This is a genomic window from Citrobacter sp. Cf136 (genome assembly GCF_030333815.1).
In the GTDB taxonomy this organism is placed as follows: Bacteria; Pseudomonadota; Gammaproteobacteria; order Enterobacterales; family Enterobacteriaceae; genus Citrobacter; species Citrobacter freundii.
The window spans coordinates 92,497-101,153 of record NZ_JAOWFE010000011.1 but is presented as its reverse complement, the minus strand read 5'-3'; the positions used below and the strand labels follow the sequence as shown (position 1 = coordinate 101,153).

Genomic DNA, 8,657 nt, shown 5'->3' with positions numbered 1-8,657 from the left:
GGCGATATCAACGCAGAGCAAAAAGGGGGTGGAGAGATTCTGGCTGAGGGTGAAGCTGACGACGGCGGTGCTCATCGCCACTAACCCGTCCACGTCGAGCGTAAAGCGCAGTCCCTGCTGTGACATAAATTCTCCATAAATGTTGCAGCCATTGAATGCCAGAGCAAAATCGTGCAATGGATAAGTGAGCTGATACAGTAGAGGATCTTTTGTACAAATCTCTCTTGATATGGATCATGCTTTTTTGATGGCGGTTGATGTTATTTCTTGATTTTTAATATATTTATAACTGTGTCAAATTAATGGTTAAGCATAAATATTATTTAATTATACCTGTGCTGATTTGATTGTTATTGCTGTGTGGGGAACTGTTGGAGGGGGAAGGTTGACCGGAAAAACTGCCCTCAACTATCAAAGCCGAGGGCGGTTAAAATATTAAACCGATTTTTACTGTGCCGCTTCTTCCTGCGTCACGCTCTCAATCGTCAAGCGCACGTCCGAGGTTATCAGACTTGCCAGCATCTGATAGATCTTCATCGTCTCTTCCGGCTCGGCATCCCCGGTATCGCTGATGAATCCCTCGTCACGCAGCGTCAGCACCAGAGAGCTGAACACCGCTTTATCGAAGAATTCCGGCGCGTTAATGCCGTGCAGCACTGAGAGGCGTTGTGCCACGGTGCGGCTCTCTTTCTCCAGCGTGCCACGGTTGATCGACGGGTTGGCGCTCAGTAGCCAGAAGGTGATGGCGTAGCGTTGCAACGTCTCGCGAGCACCCGCAGCCAACAGCTGCAGCGTACGGGAGCGGGCAGGATTAATATGCAGCTCGCCATCCTGTAGAGTAATCAGCCCCTGGCGCTGCATTTCGCTGGCCAGTTCGTCAATCACCCCGGCAAGCTCATCGCGCTCCCAGCGCAGGAACAACTCGGCTTTCAGCATCGGGTACAACGCATCAATATGCTGCTGTAGCGCGACGCGTGAAATACGACGATGCTGAGTCACAATGGCTGCCATCAACGAAGGCAGAACCAGCATATGCGCAATGTTATTGCGGTAGTACGTCATCAAGACCGCCTGCTCGCGCGGCAGAATAATGATGTCACCGATGGTGTCTTTCTCGACCTCAAACTTGTTCATCTGCAAGGCGTGGTCGATCAGTTCACTGGCACTTTGCGCAGGAACGGTTGAGTCCGCCGCGTACGGCACGTTGCGCAGCAGGCTCAAGTAGCAGTCGAGCTGCTCGGTTAACTGTTCACGGGTCAGAGAGCGCTGGCGGGAAGCCAACAGCGCGGTACAACACAGGTTCATGGCGTTGGCCGCGCCAGCGTTGTTAATGCGCACCATCAGATCGGCGGCAATGTTATTCACCGTCGGCGTCAGCCAGGCCGGACGGATAGACTCGATAGGGTCAATAGATTCACGCCATTCTGGCACATGCTGGTTGAGGTAAGTCATCAATGGCATTGGTTCACCAAAGTTGACGTAGCCCTGACCCAGGTTACGCAGCTTGCTTAAGCCACGCAGCATTTGTGGCAGGCTTTCTTTCTCTTTCGTCGCGCCACGCAGCTCTTTTGCGTAGGTGCCCACTTCCATTACGTGCTCGTAGCCGATGTAGATCGGTACGAGAGTAATAGGACGCGTACCGCCGCGCAGCATCGCCTGAATAGTCATCGACAGGGTGCCGGTTTTAGGGTCGAGCAAACGACCAGTACGTGAACGTCCACCCTCGACAAAGTACTCAACCGAGTAGCCGCGGCTGAACAACTCGCCCAGGTATTCGCGGAATACGGTGGAGTAGAGCTTGTTGCCCTTGAAGGTACGACGAATAAAGAATGCGCCCAGACGACGGAAAATCGGACCCGCTGGCCAGAAATTCAGGTTGATACCGGCTGCGATGTGCGGCGGAACCAGACCCTGGTGGTACAGAACGTACGACAGCAGCATATAGTCCATATGGCTGCGGTGGCACGGAACGTACACGATTTCATGCCCATCGTGCGCCAACTGGCGTACACGCTCCGCATTATGAACGTTAATCCCCTGATACAGACGGTTCCAGGTAAAGCCCAGAATACGGTCCGTCAAACGGATCATTTCGTAGGAGAAGTTGGCGGCAATCTCTTCCATCAGCGCAATGGCATTTTGCTGCGCTTTTTCGTGGGAGATTTTTTTACTGCGCGCTTCATCTTCTACCGCGCGAGCGATCGCTTTTGAAGCTAACAGCTTATTAAACAGATCCTGGCGGGCAGGGAGGCGCGGGCCGACAGCGGCCAGACGCTGGCGAGCAAAGTGCATACGCGCCACGCGTGCCAGCTTCTGGGCAATGATCTTATCCGTACCGTGTTCATCCGCCATACGACGCAGAGAGACCGACGGGGAGAAGCGGACAAAACTGTCGCGACCCAGCCAGGAAACCGCAAAGAATTTCTGTACGCCGTTTAGCATACGTAACGGCGGATTAACTTCACCTTTTTCACGCCCTGGCGCACGGCCAAACATCACCGAAACCGGCACCATCTGCACATCCAGGTCTGGATTGCTGCGATGTAAGTCGAGATAGTTATGGAACAGCTTGATGGACTCTTCTTTTGGCGTGTAATAGGTGAACACACGCGGGCCGCCGTGAATAAACACGTAGCGCGGCAGTAAAGTCCCGTCTATCTCCAGCGGTTCCAGGGGATCGGGGAGATCGTGCACCAGACATTGGGCACGCAGCGTCAGCAAGTCTGCTTTTGAATTGTACGGTAGGACGTACATAATGGGACGAGACGTATCGAGTCCCAATTCCGGGGCAGGTTCTGCCGGAATAGACTTGCTTTTTACCAGGACGCTTAATGGTAAATTCAGTAATTTGTAGTAAATTCGTGGCCAGCCGGACATAAACGATGTAAAGCCTCTGGTTAATAATGCAAATGCGCTGCAAGGATATCAGAAAGTTTAGTGAATTTCTGTGGTATCCCGTCATACTTCGCGCTGCTTTGCCACACCCTGAAACAAACGGGGTAACGTTACAATGACATTGACGCTAATAATGTAAAAAGGTTCTTTTTGATGGCCAATAATACCACTGGATTCACCCGAATTATCAAAGCTGCAGGCTATTCCTGGAAAGGTTTTCGCGCCGCATGGATCAATGAGGCGGCATTCCGCCAGGAAAGCGTTGCCGTACTGCTGGGCGTAGCTATCGCCTGCTGGCTGGACGTCGATGCGATTACTCGCGTGCTGTTGATTGGTTCCGTGATGCTGGTGATGATCGTTGAAATCCTCAACAGTGCGATTGAGGCGGTAGTTGACCGTATAGGCTCTGAGTATCACGAACTTTCCGGACGGGCGAAAGATATGGGGTCGGCGGCGGTATTGTTGTCTATTTTTGTCGCTCTGATTACCTGGGGCATCCTGTTGTGGTCGCATTTGCGATAAGGATTCCACATCTTCATAAATCTCCTGCTTTTTGTGCAGTTTGCGGTTCCAAAATCACCTTTAGCTGTATATACTCACAGCATAACTGTATATACACCCAGGGGGCGGAATGAAAGCGTTAACGGCCAGGCAGCAAGAGGTGTTTGATCTCATTAGAGATCACATCAGCCAGACAGGTATGCCACCGACGCGTGCGGAGATCGCGCAGCGTTTGGGGTTCCGTTCCCCAAATGCCGCTGAAGAACATCTGAAAGCGCTGGCGCGTAAAGGTGTGCTGGAAATTGTCTCCGGCGCATCGCGCGGTATTAGACTGTTGCAGGAAGAAGAAGAGGGATTACCGCTTGTCGGTCGTGTGGCGGCAGGCGAGCCACTTCTGGCGCAGCAGCACATCGAAGGCCACTACCAGGTCGATCCCTCATTGTTCAAACCGAACGCCGATTTTCTGCTGCGCGTTAGCGGTATGTCTATGAAAGATATCGGTATTATGGACGGCGATTTGCTGGCGGTGCATAAAACTCAGGACGTGCGTAACGGACAGGTTGTTGTTGCCCGTATTGATGACGAAGTTACGGTTAAGCGCCTGAAAAAGCAGGGCAACAAGGTTGAACTTCTGCCAGAAAATAGCGAATTTAAACCTATCGTTGTCGACCTGCGTGAGCAAAGCTTCACCATTGAAGGGCTGGCGGTAGGTGTCATTCGTAACGGTGAATGGCTCTGATTTTCTGTTGAATCTCTGTAGGCCGGATAAGACGATTACGTTGCCATCCGGCAATGTGCCCGGTAGCGCTACGCTTGCCGGGCCTGCATCACATTGTCCAGTTCGTCTAACTTCTTCTCAGGCCCTCCTGTATGCCTTTCTTTACCTCTTCTGATAAAGCACTCTGGCACCTCGCCTTACCGATGATCTTCTCCAATATCACCGTTCCCCTGCTGGGATTGGTGGACACCGCGGTGATTGGTCATCTGGATAGTCCGGTCTATCTTGGCGGTGTTGCGGTTGGTGCTACGGCAACCAGTTTTCTCTTTATGCTGCTGCTTTTTCTGCGCATGAGCACCACGGGTCTTACTGCCCAGGCATTTGGTGCGAAAAATCCACAGGCGCTGGCGCGCGCACTGTTGCAGCCGCTAATGCTGGCGCTGGGCGCGGGGTTGCTTATCGCACTGTTTCGTACGCCGATTATCGATGTAGCGCTGCATATTGTCGGGGGAAGTGAAGCGGTACTGGAACAAGCCCGGCGTTTCCTTGAAATCCGCTGGCTCAGCGCACCCGCCTCGCTGGCTAATCTGGTGCTGCTCGGCTGGCTGCTTGGCGTTCAGTATGCGCGTGCGCCGGTTATCCTGTTGATTGTTGGCAATATTCTTAACATTGTGCTCGATTTATGGCTGGTGATGGGCCTGCATATGAACGTGCAAGGTGCGGCACTGGCGACGGTGATTGCTGAATATGCCACCTTACTGATCGGCCTGATGATGGTGCGCAAAGTCCTGCATATGCGCGGAATTTCGCTGGCAATGCTGAAGCAGGCGTGGCGTGGCAACTTCCGTCGTTTGCTGGCGCTTAACCGTGACATCATGTTGCGCTCGCTGCTGCTGCAGCTCTGTTTTGGCGCTATCACGGTGCTGGGTGCACGTCTGGGAGGCGATATTATTGCGGTTAATGCCGTTCTGATGACCCTGCTAACCTTTACCGCCTACGCGCTGGATGGATTTGCCTATGCCGTGGAAGCGCATTCGGGCCAGGCCTATGGGGCGCGAGATGGTAGCCAGTTACTGGACGTCTGGCGGGCGGCCTGTCGGCAGTCCGGTATTGTGGCTATTCTGTTTTCGCTGGTTTATGCCCTGTTTGGCGAGCAGATTGTTGCGCTACTGACCTCGCTGCCGCAAATCCAACTACTGGCCGATCGCTATCTCTTCTGGCAGGTGGTGTTACCGCTGGTGGGTGTCTGGTGTTATCTGCTCGACGGAATGTTTATTGGCGCGACGCGGGCTGCAGAAATGCGCAACAGTATGGCCGTTGCCGCAGTGGGATTCGCCTTAACGCTCCTGACGTTGCCGTGGCTGGGAAATCATGGTTTGTGGCTGGCGTTAACCGTTTTCCTCGCGTTGCGCGGGCTGTCGCTGGCCTTTATCTGGCGGCGTCACTGGCGTAATGGAACCTGGTTTGCCTAATCTGGATGGTTAAAAATTCCGAATAGTAAATAAAACCCAGAATCACTGACTACACTTATTCTCACGTCCAGCAAAAACAGCATGTGTCTGGACATGGCACTCTCGCTATTCACAACCTAACGATGAGGACTTGATGATGAATAAAGACGAAGTCGGCGGCAACTGGAAGCAGTTTAAAGGTAAAGTGAAAGAGCAATGGGGCAAACTGACCGATGATGATATGACGGTCATTGAAGGTAAACGTGACCAACTGGTCGGTAAAGTCCAGGAGCGTTACGGTTACGCGAAAGATCAGGCGGAGAAAGAAGTTAACGATTGGGAAAAACGTAATGATTACCGCTGGTAATTAACCCCTCCCTCCTGAGAGTACAAGGATGTACGCTCTCCCGCTTACCTAGCGCCCCACTTTCTTCTTCACCTGAATCGTATGGTCATGCTGGCACTCGCCAGGATGGCGGCATGACTCAACTTCTACACAGGCCGGACACAGCCCGTGTGCTTCAATAACATTATGTCGCAGAGCAAAGCCCATTTTGGCCGCCAGCGTATGCATGATGTCTTCCACACCTTCTGCGCACTCTTCTTTTACCACACCACAGCGGTCACAAATGAACATCGCGGAACTGTGCGTTGGCTGATCGAACAGATGGCAAAGGACATAGCTGTTGGTGGATTCCACCTTATGCACAAACCCTTGTTCCAGCAGAAAATCGAGCGCACGATACACGGTTGGCGGCTTGGCCTGCGGCTCAGTTTCCCGCAACAGGTCGAGCAGGTCATAGGCGCTGATAGCCCCTTCCTGCAGGCTCATCAGGCGCAACACTTCGAGACGCTGTGGCGTAAGCCGCACGTTGCGTTGCGCACAGAGTTTTTCAGCTTGAGCCAATAACTCTTGCGTAGTGGTTTTGTCCATTTGGCGCCTCGATTTGCGTGGAAGGTTAATCCCTTACTTTAACATGTTCTGCTTAAAACGCCGAGATCCACCGCGGTGTGCTATACCTGACGCATCGCAATACTGGAAAATAACCATGAAAAGACCCGATTGTATTCGCCACTGGCGTGAGGTTGAGGGGGCTGATGACTCCACTTATCCCGACAGCGATGAGCTATTTGCTATTGGCGCGCCGCTTGCCCGCAAGTTGGGGTTAGGACGACTCGGCATTCATCATGAACGCCTGCCGCCGGGTCGGCGCACGTCGTACCCGCACGCTGAAAGCGATGAGGAAGAGTTTATCTATGTGCTGGAAGGTTATCCTGAGGCCTGGATTAACGGGTATTTATGGAAGCTAGAGCCGGGCGACAGCGTCGGTTTCCCGGCAGGTACAGGCGTGTGCCATACCTTTATCAATAACACCAGTGAAGAGGTGCGTCTGTTAGTCGTGGGTGAGGCGAACAAAAAATATAACCGCATTTATTATCCGCTTAACCCGGTCTATGCCGCTACACGTGAGGATCGCTGGGTCGACCATCCGCCGCAGTTTTTCGGATCACACGACGGAAAACCGGGGCGTAAATAGCGTTTGTTGAGGGGCAGGGGGAGTGAGCCGCGAGGATGTGGCTCACTATCGTAACGGTCTATGCTATAGTAGCGCCCCTTTTTTAACCGGATGCTTGAATATTCGCCATGCTGCCTGAATCTCAGTCTACCGCTTTTCCCGCTCATCGTTTTTCTATCGCGCCGATGCTCGACTGGACGGACAGACACTGCCGCTACTTTTTGCGCTTACTGTCCAGCCAGACGTTGCTCTATACGGAGATGGTAACCACCGGCGCGATCATTCATGGTAAAGGCGATTATCTGGCGTATAGCGAAGAAGAGCATCCGGTCGCATTGCAACTGGGCGGGAGCGATCCGGCTGCACTGGCGCAGTGCGCAAAGCTCGCTGAACAGCGGGGTTATGACGAAATCAATCTCAACGTGGGTTGCCCTTCCGACCGCGTGCAGAATGGCATGTTTGGCGCCTGCCTGATGGGGAATGCGCAACTGGTCGCCGATTGCGTCAAAGCAATGCGCGACGTGGTGTCGATTCCGGTAACGGTGAAAACGCGTATCGGCATTGATGATCAGGACAGCTACGAATTCCTGTGCGATTTCATCAACACGGTATCTGGCAACGGCGAATGTGAGATGTTTATCATTCACGCCCGCAAGGCCTGGCTGTCCGGGTTAAGCCCGAAAGAAAACCGCGAAATTCCACCGCTGGATTATGACCGTGTTTATCAGCTAAAGCGTGATTTCCCGCATCTGACGATGTCGATCAACGGCGGCATTAAATCGTTGGAAGAAGCGAAAATTCATCTGCAACATATGGATGGCGTGATGGTAGGGCGCGAAGCTTATCAAAACCCAGGAATTCTGGCGTCCGTTGACCGTGAGATTTTTGCAGCTACCACCGAAGATACCGATCCGGTTACCGTGGTGCGCGCCATGTACCCGTACATTGAGCGTGAACTGAGTAAGGGAACCTATTTGGGACATGTGACGCGCCATATGTTGGGGCTGTTTCAGGGGATCCCTGGGGCTCGTCAGTGGCGTCGCTATCTGAGCGAAAATGCGCATAAAGCCGGGGCAGATATTAACGTACTGGAGCACGCGCTGAAGCTGGTGGCAGACAAGCGTTAAGTTTTCACCAAAAGTTAGTTAATTTCACCACGCCCTGCGCTTTGTCGCGGGGCGTTTTCTTTATAAATCAATGCATTATTTTTGGCATGTTTCTTGTAAAGCAATGGAGAGAATTTCATTTCGGGAGAGAGCCATGCTGGAACTACTTTTTGTGATTGGATTTTTTATCATGCTGATGGTCACCGGCGTATCTTTGCTGGGCGTTCTGGCCGCATTGGTCGTAGCCACCGCAGTGATGTTTCTGGGCGGACTATTTGCCTTGATGATTAAACTGTTGCCCTGGCTGCTACTGGCTGTTGCCGTGGTGTGGGTTATCAAGGCGATAAAAGCGCCAAAAGTCCCACAGTATCAGCGCAATAACCGTCGATTTTACTAAGGTATTGAGTGGTGCGTCACAACCTGCAACATTGCCTTTAGAACCAAATAGGAATTGATTATCAAATCTGTC

The 8,657-nt window shown here is 52.6% G+C and carries 9 protein-coding genes; 7 read left to right on the top strand and 2 right to left on the bottom strand.

Features of this window, described 5'->3' with window-relative positions; all coding sequences use genetic code 11:
- Positions 1 to 447 precede the first annotated feature (447 nt).
- On the bottom strand, positions 448 to 2,877 hold the full coding sequence (gene plsB / locus OGV98_RS00490) for a glycerol-3-phosphate 1-O-acyltransferase PlsB (RefSeq protein ID WP_044715259.1): 2,430 nt from the start codon (positions 2,875 to 2,877) through the stop codon (positions 448 to 450).
- A gap of 171 nt (positions 2,878 to 3,048) precedes the next feature.
- Between plsB and OGV98_RS00485 the strand changes: the two genes are divergently transcribed.
- From OGV98_RS00485 to OGV98_RS00470, 4 genes are all read left to right on the top strand, one after another.
- Entirely contained in the window at positions 3,049 to 3,417 is a 369-nt protein-coding gene (locus tag OGV98_RS00485) for a diacylglycerol kinase (protein WP_003826594.1), read from the top strand.
- 109 nt (positions 3,418 to 3,526) lie between these two features.
- Positions 3,527 to 4,135, top strand: a complete 609-nt coding sequence (gene lexA / locus OGV98_RS00480) for a transcriptional repressor LexA (RefSeq protein WP_003031703.1) — start codon at positions 3,527 to 3,529, stop codon at positions 4,133 to 4,135.
- 131 nt (positions 4,136 to 4,266) lie between these two features.
- The gene (gene dinF, locus OGV98_RS00475; RefSeq protein WP_071685128.1) at positions 4,267 to 5,586 is read left to right on the top strand and encodes an MATE family efflux transporter DinF; all 1,320 of its coding nucleotides are present in this window, start codon (positions 4,267 to 4,269) and stop codon (positions 5,584 to 5,586) included.
- A 136-nt stretch (positions 5,587 to 5,722) separates the two neighbouring features.
- The gene (locus OGV98_RS00470; protein ID WP_003031706.1) at positions 5,723 to 5,932 is read left to right on the top strand and encodes a CsbD family protein; all 210 of its coding nucleotides are present in this window, start codon (positions 5,723 to 5,725) and stop codon (positions 5,930 to 5,932) included.
- A 48-nt stretch (positions 5,933 to 5,980) separates the two neighbouring features.
- Here the strand turns inward: OGV98_RS00470 and zur are convergent, their stop codons facing one another.
- Positions 5,981 to 6,499, bottom strand: a complete 519-nt coding sequence (gene zur, locus OGV98_RS00465; protein ID WP_003031709.1) for a zinc uptake transcriptional repressor Zur — start codon at positions 6,497 to 6,499, stop codon at positions 5,981 to 5,983.
- Between the two features lie 115 nt (positions 6,500 to 6,614).
- Between zur and OGV98_RS00460 the strand changes: the two genes are divergently transcribed.
- From OGV98_RS00460 to pspG, 3 genes are all read left to right on the top strand, one after another.
- Positions 6,615 to 7,103 carry a cupin domain-containing protein gene (locus OGV98_RS00460; protein ID WP_003031710.1) on the top strand — a complete coding sequence of 163 codons (489 nt, stop codon included), beginning with the start codon at positions 6,615 to 6,617 and terminating at the stop codon, positions 7,101 to 7,103.
- A gap of 107 nt (positions 7,104 to 7,210) precedes the next feature.
- Positions 7,211 to 8,209 carry a tRNA dihydrouridine(20/20a) synthase DusA gene (gene dusA, locus OGV98_RS00455; protein ID WP_003031712.1) on the top strand — a complete coding sequence of 333 codons (999 nt, stop codon included), beginning with the start codon at positions 7,211 to 7,213 and terminating at the stop codon, positions 8,207 to 8,209.
- Positions 8,210 to 8,342: 133 nt separating this feature from the next.
- Positions 8,343 to 8,585: an envelope stress response protein PspG gene (gene pspG, locus OGV98_RS00450; RefSeq protein WP_003031713.1), complete on the top strand. Its 243-nt coding sequence runs from the start codon at positions 8,343 to 8,345 to the stop codon at positions 8,583 to 8,585.
- Positions 8,586 to 8,657: the final 72 nt, after the last annotated feature.

What these genes read in the sequence shown, in the direction of transcription:
- OGV98_RS00485 (WP_003826594.1), top strand. Translation starts at nt 3,049, where the DNA reads ATGGCCAATAATACCACTGGATTCACCCGAATTATCAAAGCTGCAGGC.
- lexA (WP_003031703.1), top strand. Translation starts at nt 3,527, where the DNA reads ATGAAAGCGTTAACGGCCAGGCAGCAAGAGGTGTTTGATCTCATTAGA.
- pspG (WP_003031713.1), top strand. Translation starts at nt 8,343, where the DNA reads ATGCTGGAACTACTTTTTGTGATTGGATTTTTTATCATGCTGATGGTC.
- dinF (WP_071685128.1), top strand. Translation starts at nt 4,267, where the DNA reads ATGCCTTTCTTTACCTCTTCTGATAAAGCACTCTGGCACCTCGCCTTA.
- plsB (WP_044715259.1), bottom strand. Translation starts at nt 2,877, where the DNA reads ATGTCCGGCTGGCCACGAATTTACTACAAATTACTGAATTTACCATTA.
- OGV98_RS00470 (WP_003031706.1), top strand. Translation starts at nt 5,723, where the DNA reads ATGAATAAAGACGAAGTCGGCGGCAACTGGAAGCAGTTTAAAGGTAAA.
- OGV98_RS00460 (WP_003031710.1), top strand. Translation starts at nt 6,615, where the DNA reads ATGAAAAGACCCGATTGTATTCGCCACTGGCGTGAGGTTGAGGGGGCT.
- dusA (WP_003031712.1), top strand. Translation starts at nt 7,211, where the DNA reads ATGCTGCCTGAATCTCAGTCTACCGCTTTTCCCGCTCATCGTTTTTCT.
- zur (WP_003031709.1), bottom strand. Translation starts at nt 6,499, where the DNA reads ATGGACAAAACCACTACGCAAGAGTTATTGGCTCAAGCTGAAAAACTC.